This is a genomic window from Cellulomonas sp. NTE-D12 (assembly GCF_027923705.1).
In the GTDB taxonomy this organism is placed as follows: Bacteria; Actinomycetota; Actinomycetes; order Actinomycetales; family Cellulomonadaceae; genus Cellulomonas.
Genome location: NZ_AP026442.1, coordinates 1967315 through 1982549 on the forward strand (window position 1 = coordinate 1967315; position 15235 = coordinate 1982549).

12 protein-coding genes are annotated in these 15235 nt (G+C 69.3%); all 12 read left to right on the top strand.

Annotated elements, in window-relative coordinates:
* Positions 1 to 19 precede the first annotated feature (19 nt).
* The 12 genes from alaS (at position 20) to QMF98_RS09135 (ending at position 15230) form a co-directional block, all read left to right on the top strand.
* Positions 20 to 2713: an alanine--tRNA ligase gene (gene alaS / locus QMF98_RS09080; protein WP_337972774.1), complete on the top strand. Its 2694-nt coding sequence runs from the start codon at positions 20 to 22 to the stop codon at positions 2711 to 2713.
* The gene (gene ruvX / locus QMF98_RS09085) at positions 2706 to 3269 is read left to right on the top strand and encodes a Holliday junction resolvase RuvX (protein ID WP_337972775.1); all 564 of its coding nucleotides are present in this window, start codon (positions 2706 to 2708) and stop codon (positions 3267 to 3269) included. The genes alaS and ruvX overlap by 8 nt, the downstream gene beginning before the upstream one ends.
* Positions 3266 to 4522: an endolytic transglycosylase MltG gene (gene mltG, locus QMF98_RS09090; RefSeq protein WP_337972776.1), complete on the top strand. Its 1257-nt coding sequence runs from the start codon at positions 3266 to 3268 to the stop codon at positions 4520 to 4522. The genes ruvX and mltG overlap by 4 nt, the downstream gene beginning before the upstream one ends.
* 11 nt (positions 4523 to 4533) lie before the next feature.
* Entirely contained in the window at positions 4534 to 5394 is an 861-nt protein-coding gene (locus QMF98_RS09095) for a shikimate dehydrogenase (RefSeq protein WP_337975589.1), read from the top strand.
* 186 nt (positions 5395 to 5580) lie between these two features.
* Positions 5581 to 7254 (top strand): GspE/PulE family protein, encoded by a 1674-nt coding sequence (locus QMF98_RS09100; protein ID WP_291762800.1) that lies wholly within the window; start codon positions 5581 to 5583, stop codon positions 7252 to 7254.
* A 131-nt stretch (positions 7255 to 7385) separates the two neighbouring features.
* Positions 7386 to 8897, top strand: coding sequence for a type IV pilus twitching motility protein PilT (locus QMF98_RS09105; protein ID WP_337972777.1), 1512 nt, complete (start codon positions 7386 to 7388; stop codon positions 8895 to 8897).
* Positions 8897 to 10129, top strand: a complete 1233-nt coding sequence (locus QMF98_RS09110; protein ID WP_337972778.1) for a type II secretion system F family protein — start codon at positions 8897 to 8899, stop codon at positions 10127 to 10129. The genes QMF98_RS09105 and QMF98_RS09110 overlap by 1 nt, the downstream gene beginning before the upstream one ends.
* 146 nt (positions 10130 to 10275) lie before the next feature.
* Positions 10276 to 10722: a type II secretion system protein gene (locus tag QMF98_RS09115; protein WP_337972779.1), complete on the top strand. Its 447-nt coding sequence runs from the start codon at positions 10276 to 10278 to the stop codon at positions 10720 to 10722.
* 92 nt (positions 10723 to 10814) lie between these two features.
* Positions 10815 to 11261, top strand: coding sequence for a type II secretion system protein (locus QMF98_RS09120; RefSeq protein ID WP_337972780.1), 447 nt, complete (start codon positions 10815 to 10817; stop codon positions 11259 to 11261).
* Positions 11262 to 11351: 90 nt separating this feature from the next.
* Positions 11352 to 13016 (top strand): PilV family protein, encoded by a 1665-nt coding sequence (locus tag QMF98_RS09125; protein WP_337972781.1) that lies wholly within the window; start codon positions 11352 to 11354, stop codon positions 13014 to 13016.
* Positions 13009 to 13680 carry a PilW family protein gene (locus QMF98_RS09130; RefSeq protein WP_337972782.1) on the top strand — a complete coding sequence of 224 codons (672 nt, stop codon included), beginning with the start codon at positions 13009 to 13011 and terminating at the stop codon, positions 13678 to 13680. The genes QMF98_RS09125 and QMF98_RS09130 overlap by 8 nt, the downstream gene beginning before the upstream one ends.
* Positions 13681 to 13853: 173 nt before the next feature.
* Entirely contained in the window at positions 13854 to 15230 is a 1377-nt protein-coding gene (locus tag QMF98_RS09135) for a hypothetical protein (protein WP_337972783.1), read from the top strand.
* Positions 15231 to 15235: the final 5 nt, after the last annotated feature.

Here is a 15235-nt window from a genome sequence, read left to right on the forward strand (position 1 = left end):
GAACGACGACGAGGACATCATGCGCACCGCCGAGATCCGCCAGCGCTGGCTCGACTACTTCGAGAGCAAGGGCCACGCCGTCGTGCCGTCGGTGCCCCTGATCTCCCCGGACCCGTCGATCCTGTTCACCATCGCCGGCATGGTGCCGTTCATCCCGTACATCCTCGGCACCCAGCAGGCGCCGTGGCCGCGCGTGGCGAGCGTGCAGAAGTGCATCAGGACCAACGACATCGAGAACGTCGGCCGCACTGCGCGGCACGGCACGTTCTTCCAGATGAACGGCAACTTCTCGTTCGGCGACTACTTCAAGGAAGGCGCCATCGAGCTGGCCTGGGAGCTGCTGACGGGCTCGCAGGACGAGGGCCGGTACGGGTTCGACGGCGACCGCCTCTGGGTGACGATCTGGGACCAGGACGACGTCGCGCTCGACTCGCTGCGCCAGGTCGGTGTGGACCCGAGGCACATCGTGCGGCTGCCGCGGGAGGAGAACTTCTGGGACACCGGCCAGCCGGGTCCGGCGGGCCCGTGCGCCGAGTTCCACTACGACCGCGGTCCGCAGTACGGGCCCGAGGCGGTCGGCGGCACGGTGGACCCGGGCGGCGACCGGTACATGGAGATCTGGAACCTGGTGTTCGACCAGTTCATCCGTGGCGAGGGCGTCGGCAAGGTGTACCCGCTGGTCGGCGAGCTGGACAAGAAGGCGATCGACACCGGTGCGGGCCTGGAGCGCATGGCCTTCCTGCTCCAGGACAAGCAGAACATGTACGAGATCGACGAGGTGTTCCCCGTCATCACCAAGGCGGAGGAGATCTCCGGCCGCCGGTACGGCGCCGACCAGGCCGACGACGTGCGGCTGCGCGTCGTGGCCGACCACGTGCGGTCCGCCCTGATGCTGATCGGCGACGGCGTGACGCCGTCGAACGAGGGCCGCGGCTACGTGCTTCGGCGCCTGCTGCGGCGCACCGTCCGCTCCATGCGGCTCCTCGGCGTCCAGGACGCGACACTGCCGCACCTGCTGCCGGTCAGCCGGGACGCGATGAGCGCGTCGTACCCGAACGTCGCCGAGGACTTCAACCGCATCTCCCAGGTGGCGTACGGCGAGGAGGAGGCGTTCGCGCGCACGCTCGAGTCCGGGACGACGATCCTCGACACCGCGGTGCGCACCGCGAAGGCGAGCGCCGGGACGGACGTGCCGGTGCTCACGGGCGCCCAGGCGTTCACGCTGCACGACACGTACGGCTTCCCGATCGACCTCACGCTCGAGATGGCGGCCGAGCACGGCGTGCAGGTGGACGAGGGCGCGTTCCGCTCGCTGATGGCCGAGCAGAAGGCACGTGCCCGCGCCGACGCGCTGGCCAAGAAGACCGGCCATGCGGACACCTCGGCCTACGCGGACCTGCACGCGAGGCTGTCGGACGAGCACGGCCGTCCCGTGAAGTTCATCGGGTACACCGACACGACGGCGCGCGCGCACGTCGTCGGCCTGCTGGTCGACGGCGTCCCTGCGCCTGCGGCGGTCGCCCCGGCCGACGTCGAGGTGGTGCTGGACGTCACGCCCTTCTACGCGGAGGCCGGCGGTCAGCTCGCCGACACCGGAACCATCGTGCTGGACGGTGGTGCCCGCATCGAGGTGGACGACGTCCAGGCGCCCATCAAGGGCCTGAACGTGCACCGCGGGCGCCTGGTCGACGGCACGGTGACCTTCGGCGAGCCGGCGACGGCGACGATCGACACCGCGAGGCGTCGGGCGATCGCGCGGGCCCACACCGCGACGCACATGGTGCACAAGGCGTTGCGCGAGGAGCTGGGCCCGACGGCCACGCAGGCCGGGTCCGAGAACGCGCCGAGCCGGCTGCGCTTCGACTTCCGGTCGGGAGCCGCGGTGCCCGCGTCCTCCCTGTCGGAGATCGAGGGCCGGGTCAACTCCCGGCTGCAGGACGACCTCGAGGTCACCGACAAGGTGATGGACATCGACGAGGCCCGGGCGCTCGGTGCCATGGCGCTGTTCGGCGAGAAGTACGGCCGGCAGGTGCGCGTGGTGTCGATCGGCGGCGACTGGTCGCGCGAGCTGTGCGCCGGCACCCACGTGCGCCGTTCCGGCGAGCTCGGCCTGGTGACGCTCCTCGGCGAGGCGTCGATCGGCTCCGGCGTCCGGCGCGTCGACGCGCTGGTCGGCGACGGCGCCTACGGGTACCACGCCACCGAGCGCGCCCTGGTCGGACAGCTGTCGGGCCTGCTCGGCGCGCGGCCCGACGAGCTGGCCGACCGCGTGTCCGGGCTGCTCACGCGGCTCAAGGACTCCGAGAAGGAGCTCGCGAACCTGCGCCAGGGTCAGCTGCTCGCCCAGGCCGGTACGCTCGCGGCCGCCCCGCAGCTGGTGGGCAACACCCGAGTCGTCGTCCACGACGCCGGCGAGGTCGGTTCCGGTGACGACCTGCGCGGCCTGGTCACGGACGTGCGGTCCCGGCTCGGTGAGTCGTCTCCGTCGGTCGTGGCCGTCGGCGGCGTCAGCAAGGGCCGGCCGGTCGTCGTCGTGGCGACCAATGCGGCGGCCCGCGAGGCCGGCCTGAAGGCGGGGGCCATGGTCCGCGCCGCGTCGGCGGTGCTGGGTGGTGGCGGCGGTGGTCGCGACGACCTCGCGCAGGGCGGTGGGCAGGAGGCCGCCAAGCTGTCCGAGGCGCTGTCGGCCGTCGTCGAGGCGGTGCGTGCCTGAGGTCCCGGCCGAGCCCGTCGTCCGTGGGGTCCGCCTCGCGGTCGACGTGGGTTCGGTCCGCGTCGGCCTGGCGGTGAGCGACCCGGACGGGCTGGTGGCGACCCCGGTGGCCACCCTCGCCCGGGGCGCCGCTCGCGACGGTCTGCGCGCCGGTGACCTGGTCAGGCTCGTGCAGGAGGTGGGCGAACGCGGCGCCGCGGTGGTGTACGTGGGCCTGCCCCGGCACCTGTCCGGTGCCGAGGGCGCGGCAGCCGCGGCGGCCCGCGCGTACGCTGGCACCTTGGCGCAGGCGATCGCACCAGTCCCGGTGCGGCTCGTCGACGAGCGGATGACCACGGTTGCCGCTCATCGGGCGCTGACGGCGTCCGGCAGAGCCGGGCGCAAGCACCGCGCGGTGGTCGACCAGGCCGCGGCCGTGGTGATCCTGCAGGACGCGTTGGATGCGGAGCGCGCCACGGGCCGTCGGCCCGGGGAGCGGGTCGAGGCGGACCCGCGACGAGGCGCACTGGGGGGTCCGCAGGAGGACACGACGACTGGTGGAGAGACGCACAGGTGAGCAACAGCCGAACCGACTGGTGGCCGCCCCTCGAGGGGGAGTCGCACGCGACCGGTGAGCCGCAGCCGAGCCACGAGCCGCACGCTCCAGGGGACCTGTTCGGTGCGATCGAGACCGCTGCCGCGCCATCGGCACGCCGGTCGCGCTCCAGCGCGCGGGCGCACCGCGCGAAGGAGCGCAAGCACCGTCGCCGCCGCACGTTCCTGGTCCTGACCCTGGCGCTCGCGATGATCGTCGGCGCGGGCTACGTCGTGTACTCGCTGTTCGGCTCGTCCTGGCACCTCGGCTCGTCCAGCGGCGCCGTCTCCGACTACCCCGGGCCGGGCTACCCGTCGGCCCAGGTCGTGGTCAACGCCGGCGACAGCGGTTCGCAGATCGGCAAGACCCTCGTCGACGCGGGCGTCGTGGCGTCGCAGAAGGCGTTCACCGCGGCGTTCTCGGCCAACCCGGACGCGGCGAAGATCCAGCCCGGCACGTACAACCTGCTGCTGAAGATGAAGGCGTCCGACGCGGTCAGCGCCCTGCTCAACCCCGCGAGCCGGGTGTCGATGCGCGTGACGATCCCCGAGGGACAGACGTCCGCGCAGATCCTCGCCAAGGTCACCGAGGTGGCGCTCATCCCCGCCAAGGACCTGCAGGCCGCGGCTGCCGACCCGGCCGCCATCGGCCTCCCACCCCAGGCGAACGGCAAGATCGAGGGCTGGCTCTACCCGGCGACCTACCAGGTGCAGCCCGGTGAGACCGCCACCGCGGTGCTCAAGCAGATGGTGGCCCAGACCGTCTCGGTGCTGACGGCGAAGAACGTGCCGCAGGACCAGTGGGAGACCGTGCTGAACAAGGCGTCCCTGATCGAGCGGGAGGCCCGCCGCGACGAGGACCGCCCGATGATGGCGCGGGCCATCGAGAACCGGTTGGCCCAGGGCATGCCGTTGTCCATCGACGCCTCCGTCGCCTACGGCCTCAACAAGCCGGGGACGCAGCTGACCAACGCGGACATCCAGAACGCCGACAACCCGTTCAACACCTACAAGCACATGGGGCTACCGCCGACGCCGATCGCCTCGCCCGGCGAGAAGTCGATCGACGCCGTGCTCAACCCCGCGCAGGGCACCTGGTTGTTCTGGATGACGGTCAACGACGACACGGGCGAGACGAAGTTCGCGACGACGTACGCCGAGCACCAGCAGAACCAGGCGCAGCACGACGCGTGGCTGGCCAGCCGCGCCTCCAGCACCGCCACCCCGGCCGGCTGACCGGGGGCGGCGTGTCGCAGGAGCGCAGGGCGGCCGTGCTGGGCCACCCGGTGGGTCATTCGCTGTCACCGGTGCTGCACCGGGCCGCCTACGAGGCGCTCGGCCTGACCGGATGGCGGTACGACGCGATCGACGTCACGGAGGACCAGCTCGCGGACGTCGTCGGCGCGCTGGACGGGACGTGGGCCGGCCTCTCGCTGACGATGCCGCTCAAGCAGACCGTCCTGCGCCTGCTCGACCACGTCGAGCCGCTGGCCGAGACGGTCGGGGCCGTCAACACCGTCCTGGTGCAGCCCGTCGGGCGCACCGTGAGCCTGACCGGCGCGAACACGGACGTGCACGGGATCGTGGCGGCGCTGCGGGAAGGGTTCGCCGCGTCGGGACGCGACCTGCCCGCCGGGCCGTCGGCCGCCGTGCTGGGCGCGGGCGCGACGGCGGCGTCGACCCTGGCGGCGCTCGGTGAGCTCGGGTGCACCGCGCCGACCGTCTACGTGCGGGCCGTCGGCAGGTCGGGGCCGCTGCAGCGCGCGGCCCACCGGATGGGCGTCAGCCCCGTCGTACGCACGCTGGACCGTGCCGGGGCGGAGATCGGCGGGGCCGACATCGTCGTCAGCACGCTGCCCGCCGGTGCCGCCGACGCCGTCGCGGACCAGCTCGCCGGCCGCCCCTCGGGCGTCCTGCTCGACGTCGTGTACGCACCGGCGCGCACCGCGCTCATCGCGGCGTGGGAGACCGCCGGGGGAGTGGCGGTGGGCGGCGCGAGGATGCTGCTGCACCAGGCGGCCGAGCAGGTGCGGCTGATGACGGGTCGTCCGGCACCGCTCGCCGCGATGGACGCCGCGCTGCGGGACGCCCTCGCGGCGTCCGTCTGAGCCCCGGTTCGCTCCCCGGCCCGGACGCCGGTCGCCCGGCAAGGGTCGCGTCGCCGCGTGAACTTCCCCCGCGGAATCACCCGGACAGGTGTCCATCTTCTCAGGGCGTCGACCTAACGTGCCGATGCACGTCGAGAGGGCTGTTCGTCGTGGCACCTCTCGGACCGGCCGTTGAGTGGAGGACGCGTGAAGCAGCTCGGGGAGATCCTGCTCGACGAGGGACTGGTGTCGGAGGCGCAGCTTCTGGCCGCGCTGGACGAGCAGGGCGCGCGGAACCAGTCGCTGGGCCGCACGCTCGTGGAGCTCGGCTTCCTCAGCGAGGGTCAGCTGGTCAAGGCCCTCGCGGAGCAGGTCGGGATGCCGTTCGTCGACCTGGACGAGTACCCGGTGGACCGGGCAGCCGTCTCCATGGTCCCGGCCGCGTTGTGCCGTCGGTACACCGTCCTGCCCGTCGGCATCCGTGACGGGGCCCTGATGCTCGCGACCGCCGACCCGGGCAACGTGGTGGCCGTCGACGACGTGCGCACCGTGTCCGGCATGCAGGTCGTCTCGGTGGTCGCGACGTACGACAACGTGCTGCGCGCCATCGACCGGTTCTGCCGGGCCGACGACGAGATGGACAGCCTGACCAACGCGTTCGAGGACCAGACCCCCGAGCCCGAGACCGACCTGTCCCGGATGGGCGACTTCGTCGACGACGACGCCCCGATCGTCCGGTACGTCAACCTGCTGGTCACCCAGGCGATCACCGACCGCTCGTCGGACATCCACATCGAGCCGACCGAGCACGACCTGCGTGTCCGGTACCGCATCGACGGCGTGCTGCACGAGGTGCAGCGCTCACCGAAGAACATCCAGGGCGGCGTGATCAGCCGCGTCAAGATCCTCTCGGACATCGACATCGCCGAGAAGCGCAAGCCGCAGGACGGCCGCATGTCCGTGGTCCACAACGGGCGCAAGATCGACCTCCGCGTGGCGACGCTGCCCACCGTGTGGGGCGAGAAGATCGTCATGCGCATCCTGGACAACTCGACCGCGAGCCTGGACCTGCGCGACCTGAGCTTCCTGGAGCACAACTACGAGGCGTACCACGCGTCGTACACCAAGCCCTACGGGATGATCCTGGTCACGGGCCCGACGGGCTCCGGCAAGTCGACCACGTTGTACGCGACGCTGAACGCGGTGTCCCGGCCGGAGATCAACGTCATCACGGTCGAGGACCCGGTCGAGTACCGCCTGCCGAACATCAACCAGGTGCAGGTGAACCCGAAGGCCGGACTGACGTTCGCCGGCGCCCTGCGGTCGATCCTGCGCTCCGACCCCGACGTGGTGCTGCTCGGTGAGATCCGCGACCACGAGACGGCGCAGATCGCCATCGAGGCGGCCCTCACCGGCCACCTGGTGCTCTCGACGCTGCACACCAACGACGCGCCCTCGGCGATCACCCGACTGATCGAGATGGGCATCGAACCCTTCCTCGTCGGCTCGGCGCTGGACTGCGTTGTCGCGCAGCGGCTGGCGCGGCGGCTGTGCGAGAAGTGCAAGGAGCCGTACCGACCCTCGCCGGAGGAGATGGAGTCGGCACGGTTCCCCTGGATCGCGGGGGAGCCGGTCCCGGAGATCTTCCGGCCCGTCGGGTGCGTCTCGTGCTCGCGCACCGGCTACCGCGGCCGGCTCGCGCTGCACGAGGTGATGCGCGTGACCGAGGAGATCGAGCGGCACGCCGTCACCCACTCGTCCAGCGCGGAGATCGCGGCCACCGCGCGCAAGCAGGGGATGATCGCGCTCCGCGACGACGGCTGGCACAAGGTCGCGATGGGGCAGACGTCGATCGAGGAGATCCTGCGCGTCGTCGCATGACGCGGTGACGGGCACGACGAGCGTCCGACGACTGGACCGGTCGCAGGGGTCAAGCACTCGTCGTCCGATGCCGATGCAGCATCCGAGCGGATCTGCGCGCGCTCGCGCGCCGAGCAAGTGGAGGCGATGACGTGACCGAGTCGTACCAGCGGCCGGCCGAACCGACGCGGCCGTTGCCGCCGTACCGGCCGGCGGGGCCTCAGGCCACGGACGGCTCTGGCGCCCCCGTGTTCCACGGCGCCTACTCACCGGTCCCCTCCGAGAGCGCGGTGCAGCCGCAGACGCCTCCCTACGGCGCGCCCGCGCCAGCGGCAGCCCCGTACGGCGCCCCCGCACCGACGCAGCCGTACACCCCGCAGCCCGCCCCCGCCGCTACGCCGACACCGCCCGTCGGAACGCCGTCCGGCCCGACCGGCGCCCCCTCCCGTGCGGCTGCGCCGAGCGCAGCCAAGCCCGCGGGACCCGGCCACCTCGCGCGCGTCGGCATGACGGAGGAGCACGGCGACGAGCTGCCGCTCGACGACATCCTGCGCGAGATGGTCCGCCTCGGCGCCTCGGACGTGCACTTCACCACCGGTGCCGCGCCGACCGTCCGGCTGTCCGGATCCCTGCACCCGCTCGAAGGGTTCGGCATGGTGAAGCCGGAGCCGCTGCGCCGCACGCTGTACGCGATCCTCACGCAGAAGCAGCGCGAGCGCTTCGAGGAGGAGCTCGAGCTCGACCTCTCCTACGCCGTGCGCGGCCTGGCCCGCTTCCGCGTGAACCTCTACCAGCAGCGCGAGTCGATCGGCGCGGCCTTCCGCGTGATCCCCTACGAGATCAAGCCGCTCGAGGAGCTCGGCGTCCCGCCGGTCGTCGGGACGTTCGCCGGCATGCCGCGTGGCCTCGTCCTCGTCACGGGCCCCACGGGCTCCGGCAAGTCCACGACCCTCGCCTCGATCATCGACCTGGCGAACCGGTCCCGCGAGGACCACATCATGACCGTCGAGGACCCGATCGAGTTCCTGCACCGGCACAAGAAGTCGCTGGTGAACCAGCGCGAGGTCGGTCAGGACACGCACTCGTTCGCCAACGCGCTCAAGCACGTGCTGCGCCAGGACCCGGACATCATCCTGGTGGGGGAGATGCGCGACCTGGAGACCATCTCCGTCGCGCTGACCGCCGCCGAGACCGGTCACCTGGTGTTCGCCACCCTGCACACGCAGGACGCGGCCCAGACGATCGACCGCATCATCGACGTGTTCCCGTCCCACCAGCAGGCGCAGGTGCGCACGCAGCTCGCCGGCACCCTGCAGGGCGTCGTCTGCCAGACGCTGTGCAAGCGGGCCGACCAGCCCGGCCGCGTCGTCGCGACCGAGGTGATGATGGCGACGCCCGCCATCAGGAACCTGATCCGCGAGGGCAAGACCCACCAGATCTACTCCTCGATGCAGGCCGGCGCGCAGCAGGGCATGCACACCCTCGACCAGCACCTGGCCGACCTGGTCAAGTCCGGGAAGATCTCCTACGAGACGGGCCTGGAGAAGGCGCACCACATCGAGGACTACAACCGGCTGACCGGTCGGTTCTCCGGTCAGACGCAGGGTCAGGCGGCGATGGCCGACCCGGCGTACGGCAGCGCGTTCGGGGGGCAGGCGTACTGATGGCGACCGCGACGAAGACCTACGAGTACGCGGTCCGGGACCGCTCCGGGAAGATCATCAAGGGACGGGTCGAAGCCGCCTCCCAGGGGGCCGTGGCCGGGCGGCTGCGGGAGATGGGGCTGGCGGCCGTCTCCATCGAGGAGCTCAACACGGGGGGGCTGAAGCGCGAGCTCAGCATCCCCGGGTTCGGCGGCAAGAAGGTCAAGCTCAAGGACCTCTCGGTCATGGCCCGGCAGCTCGCCACGATGATCAACTCGGGTCTCTCCCTGCTGCGCGCCTTGAGCATTCTGGCCGAGCAGACGGAGTCAGCGGCGCTTTCCAAGATCCTCGCCCAGGTCCGAAGCGACGTGGAGACCGGCGTGGCCTTCTCCGTCGCGCTCGGCAAGCACCCCGACGTCTTCCCGCCCCTGATGGTCAACATGGTCAGGGCCGGCGAGGTAGGCGGATTCCTGGACGAGGTCCTGCTCTCCATCGCCGCCAACTTCGAGAAGGACGTGCAGCTGCGTAGCAAGATCAGGTCGGCGATGACCTATCCCGTGGTCGTGTTCGTCGTCGCGATCCTGGCCATGGTCGGCATGCTGCTCTTCATCGTCCCGATCTTCGCCAAGATGTACGCAGGGCTCGGGGCGAATCTACCATTTCTCACCAGACTGCTGATGGTGATGTCCAACGGTCTGAAATGGACCATCGGCCCCGTGATCATCGCCATCGTGGCGTTCGCCTTCTGGTGGAAGCGCCACAAGAACGACGATGCCGTGCGCGAGCGTGTGGACCCCTGGAAGCTCAAGGTCCCTGTGTTCGGCCTCCTGGCGCGCAAGATCGCGGTGTCGCGGTTCACCCGCAACTTCGGAACGATGATCCATGCCGGCGTACCCATCCTCCAGGCGCTCGACATCGTGGGGGAGACCAGCGGGAACATCGTCGTCGAGCATGCGGCGAAAGCGGTCCAGGAATCGGTCCGACGCGGGGAGTCCCTCGCCGGTCCGCTGGCCCAGCACCCGGTCTTTCCGCCGATGGTCGTCCAGATGATCTCCGTGGGTGAGGACACCGGTGCCTTGGACACGATGCTGGCCAAGGTCGCGGACTTCTACGACTCCGAGGTCGAGGCGATGACCGAGCAGCTCACCAGCCTCATCGAGCCCATCATGATCGTCGGCGTCGGCGGCATCATCGGTTTCATCGTCATCGGCATGTACATGCCGATCTTCCAGATCGCGAACGTCGTCCAGTAGACCGGTGCGCCGAACGGGTGAACTGCGCTCCGGGCCGGCTCACGGACTCAAGTCTCGGGGGCCCGGTGACGATGTCAGCATCGCTCGACCATGAACCGGCTGTGGCCGGACTGCCAATGAAGTCGCACACCCACTCGGGAGCTGACGTGATCGCTCGTATCCGCAAGTCCATGCAGGAGAAGGACCAGGGCTTCACCCTGATCGAGCTCCTCGTCGTCATGATCATCATCGGGATCCTGGCCGCCATCGCCATCCCCGTGTTCCTGAACCAGCGCAAGAAGGCGGCCGAGACCGCCGCCAAGGCGGACGTCTCCACCATCGGCAAGGAGATCGCCGCCTACTACGTCGACGGCACGAACGCACTGACTCTGGGCACGACGGTCGGTACCCCGAACGTCTGGACCCTCAAGGACGGCGCCACCGTCGTGACGAGCGGCAACCTCACCAGCAAGAACACCGCCGCTGCCGGGGCGACCGCCGGCATCGCGAGTGGCACCTCGTTCTGCGTCCAGGTTGACCCGTCGCCCTCGGTCGCCGGCGCTGCAATCTGGAGCTACACCCAGAACGGTCTTCAGAAGGGCGCCTGCGCCTGATCCTCCGCTGCGGGGGTGCGGCGGTTTCGCCCACCCCCGCAGAAGGGGCTTAAACCCCAGTCATCTCCGCTGAGCCGAATTTGGGAGTCGACGTGATCACTCGTATCCGCAAGTCCATGCAGGAGAAGGACCAGGGCTTCACCCTGATCGAGCTCCTCGTCGTCATGATCATCATCGGGATCCTGGCCGCCATCGCCATCCCCGTGTTCCTGAACCAGCGCAAGAAGGCGGCCGAGACCGCCGCCAAGGCGGACGTCTCCACCATCGGCAAGGAGATCGCCGCCTACTACGTCGATGGCACTCTCGCCCTGGCGCTCAGCACCACCGCCGGCACACCGAACGTGTGGAACCTGGCGGACAGCGCAGGTACTGCAGTCACTAATGGCAACCTGTCCGGCAAGAACACCACGATCGCGGGCCACATCACTGACGGAACGAACTTCTGCGTCGGTGTGGACCCGTCCGCTTCGGTTGCGGGCGCACAGGCCTGGTACTACACGCAGAACGGCCTCTCGAAGACGGCACCTGCCGGCTGCTGACCTCGTTGCAGTGCCCTGTGGGGCGGGGGCTCGACGCTCCCGCCCCGCAGGCGCAAGGGCATGACCAGACCGAGTCACCGGAGGGCCGACGTGCGTAGCGCGCGAGTCGAGAGACGGCTGAAGGCCGCCGAGGGCTTCACGCTCATCGAAGTCCTGCTGGCCATGTTCATCGTCGTCGCCGTCATGACCGCCGTCCTGGGCCTCATAATCTCCGCGCTCGGAACCCTCGCCCAGGCCCGACAGCGGCAATCGGGGTCCGCCCTTGCCACCGAGGCTCTCGAGTCCCTTCGGGCCCTGCCCTACGCGACGGTCACAGCGACCGCGGCAGGCGGATGCAACACGTCACTTGGCCTCGCCTCCACGTCGAACTACGTCTCCGGCGTAGCGCCGTCGCAGACCTTCACACCGACGGCCACGCTTCTGAACGTCCCGGCTGAGGCCCTCGTCGTGAACAACCAGTCGCCGTGCCAGCGCACGATCGTCCAGGGCAACACGACCTACACCATCCGGCAGTACGTGACGCGATCCGCGACCACCAACGCGTACAACCTCACCGCTATCGCGAGCTGGACGAAGTACCGGTCCGGCACGGCCTACTCGGTCGAGCGATCCACAGACTTCTCCCCGGCCGGTTGCCTGGTGACCACGCTGCACCCGTTCTCCGGCCCGTGCCAGGCTGCGTTCTCCGGGCGAGGAGGGTCGGACGCCATGCAGTTGAACGTGACGCAGTACGACCCCGCCACGTCGACGGTCGGCCCGCTCGTCGGGAGCCTCACCCTGCCAGCTGTCGCGAGCAGCCTCGAGGTCGAGCAGACCGTGGCGCTGATGTCGACGGGCGTCGGAGCGGGCGCTCAGGACGCCGCCGGCTCAGGTGTAGCGACCAGCAAGGTGCTCCAGGCGAACAGTGACCCCACCTCCAGCAGCGCGCGGAGCTACTCCCAGACCTTCACCATCAGCGGCGGGTCGCTGAGCCCGGCCCCCGCCTCCCTGACGGCCTCGTCGTCGAGCACAACACTCAACGGCGACATCGCTGCGGGCAGCTTGCTCTGCACCGTGCCCACCGCGACCGGGACGGTGTCGATAGCCACAGGCCCCTCCGGCGCGCTACGGCCGTGCAGCACGGCGACTGTCTCCGGTCCGGGCAACGCCACGGCGACACTCTCGTCGAACGCACTGCTGAGTGCCTCGGCAATCTCCGGATCGGCGGGAGCCGCGAACGTCGTCGGCGCGTCGACATCGGGAATCTGCGGCGCGGCGGCACCCGGTTGCGCGCACACGTCGGTGACGCGATCCGTCGGGCAGCTGACGTTCGCACCCGTGGTCGGTAGCTCCGGTCTCTGGCAGATCTCGACGCTCAAGGAGTTCGCCGTGTCCGAGGCCGGGGCCTCCGCCACCGCCACGGCGCCGAGCCGGTCCGGGGTTCTCACGCTCTGGAACGGATCCTCGTACGCATCCCCGGTCACGCTGTCTGCCTCCACCGCAGGCACGTGGACGTGGGGGACGGGGCCTACGCCCACCTACCCGGCGATCACCGCCGGGACGATGACGATCACCGGAAGCCTCACCATCACGGCCGCCTCCTCCACTGCCAGTGGGCCCGCGGACTGCGCCGCATCCGCGTGCGTGTCGACCCAGAAGAGTGGCTCGATCACGGGAACGTTCCTTGTGACGACACCGGATGGCACGTACCAGGTCGACATGGAGGTCGGCGGAGTCTCGGCGACCTCGGCTTACCAGGCGGCTCCCGTTGGCTGAGCACCGCGGCCGCGCGCGACGCGACAAGGGCACCACCCTCGTCGAGCTGATCGTCTCGATGACGATCTTCGGTGTCGTCATCGCCCTGGTGATGGGTGCCGTGATCTCGCTCATGACGGCCAGCAACGGCGCGTTCCGCCGGGCGGACGCACAGAGCGAGATCCGGTCCGGGCTGTCGGACATCAGCAAGCAGATGCGCTCCGGCAACGTCCTGTTCAGCCCCAAGGACGAGCCGACGGGAGTGCCGTCGTGCGTGAAGGCGGCTGACGGCTCCGATCGCGGCAGCTGCATGCGCATCTTCACGCAGACGAACGGGATACCCCGGTGCGTGCAGTGGCAGGTTCTCCAGTCGGCGCCGGGGGGGAACGGCAACTCCATTCTCCGCACCCGCAACTGGGACCCGTCGTGGTCGTCCACGAACGACGTGACAGCATGGCGCACGGTCGCACGCGGCTTGACGCTCGACCCCGCCAACCTCCCCTTCACGCTCGAGGGCGCAACCACTCCCTACGACCGCCGCCTCCTCGACGTCACCCTGCAGTCCTACGACTCCGACCGGCGCGTCAACGTCTCCATCGCGTCGTCGATCTCGGGACGCAACACGAGCTACGGGTACGACACCGGACGGTGCAATCCCGTCCCCGCCGAGAATTGGACGCCGTGACCATGGTCCGCGCAGAGATCTCTCCGAAGGCCCCAACCGCCAGCAAGCGTGACTCGGGGATCGCGATGGTCGTCGCCGTCGCCGTTGTCATGATGGTCACGGCCGTCGTCGCCACTGTCGTGGTTCTTGCCCTTCGCGAGACCGGGCTGTCCGGTCGAGAGCGTCAACGGGCCGTGTCCATCGCGAGCGCCGAAGGTCAGGTCGACAACCTCGTCTCCCAGATCGACCACGCGTCCATCAGCTCCCTCACGAACGGCACACTCTGCGGGACCATCCCTGCCTTCACCACTCGCGTCGGTCCCGACCCGCTGACCATCACGTCGACGGTCACCTACTTCCGGGCCGACGGCACGCAGATCACCAACTGCTCCGACGTGGCCAGCGGCGCGGCCCAGGCGCAGACAGCAGCAGTGCAGGCGACGTCGAAGTCCACCCCGCTGCAGAACCAGCCCGCGGCGGTCCGACACTTCGAGACCATCATCAACCTGCACCTGAACGTCAGCATGAAGCAGGCGATCTTCGGCAACACAGGCGTGGAGATCACCAACAACAACACGCACATCTACGGCGAGAACGGCACCAACAACGGCGACGTCTACTCCAACGGGTACGTGGACTGTCGGGGCGAGGTCTACGGTTCCATCTACGCGCAGACCACGGTGACCCTGGAGAACACCTGCGACTACATCGCGGGCAACATCGCGGCTGTAGGCAACGTGACGTCGACGACGAATGGCATCACACTGCTGGGCAGCATCACCTCGTCCCACGGCAACATCGCGCTCGACCGTCTCGGCCAGAACTCCAACCAGGAGTTCGACGGGAAGGCATGGGCGTACGGCACCGTCACGGGCAACATCTGCCCTAACGCGAAGTGCAACTCGAACTCCGCACCGAACCCACCGCCGAGCATCGGCTTCCCGCAGATCACGGCCGCACAGTGGACGGACCCCGTCTCCGTCCCCGGCGGTGCGGGATTCGTCCAGATCAACTTCTCGACGTGCGTCGCGGACTTCAACAACCCGCAGTCGCTGGGGTACTGGCTGTATCACAACGGCCCGACGTTGACGCAGAACACCCTTGTGCGGATGCCGGACAGCTGCACGGTGGACTTCACCAACGTCAACGGTCACGTCATGTATCTCAACAAGGACGTGGCGATCTTCGCGAAGGGAACCGGTGCCGCGAACGGCACTGCCTTCAACTTCACGGGCAGCCCCAATTTTGCGGGGACGGCCGGGCCGATCAAGAACCTGTACTTCATCCAGGATTACCAGACACCCCAGTGCTCCAAGATCGGGATCAACATCAACAATGCGGTGGACGTCCGCAGCACCAACAACATCCGAGCGCTGTTCTACACTCCGAACCAATTCTATTCGTCGTCGGGCACCAGCAACATCCAGGGACAGATCTTCAGTGCGTGCACGGCTGAGATCAACAACCAGATGAACCTCACCTACAGCCTCGTACCGGTCACCGGCATCCAGAACATCAACTCGATGTCCTACTCGGCGGACATCGTGGCGAAGCGGGAGACGTCATCCTGAGGACC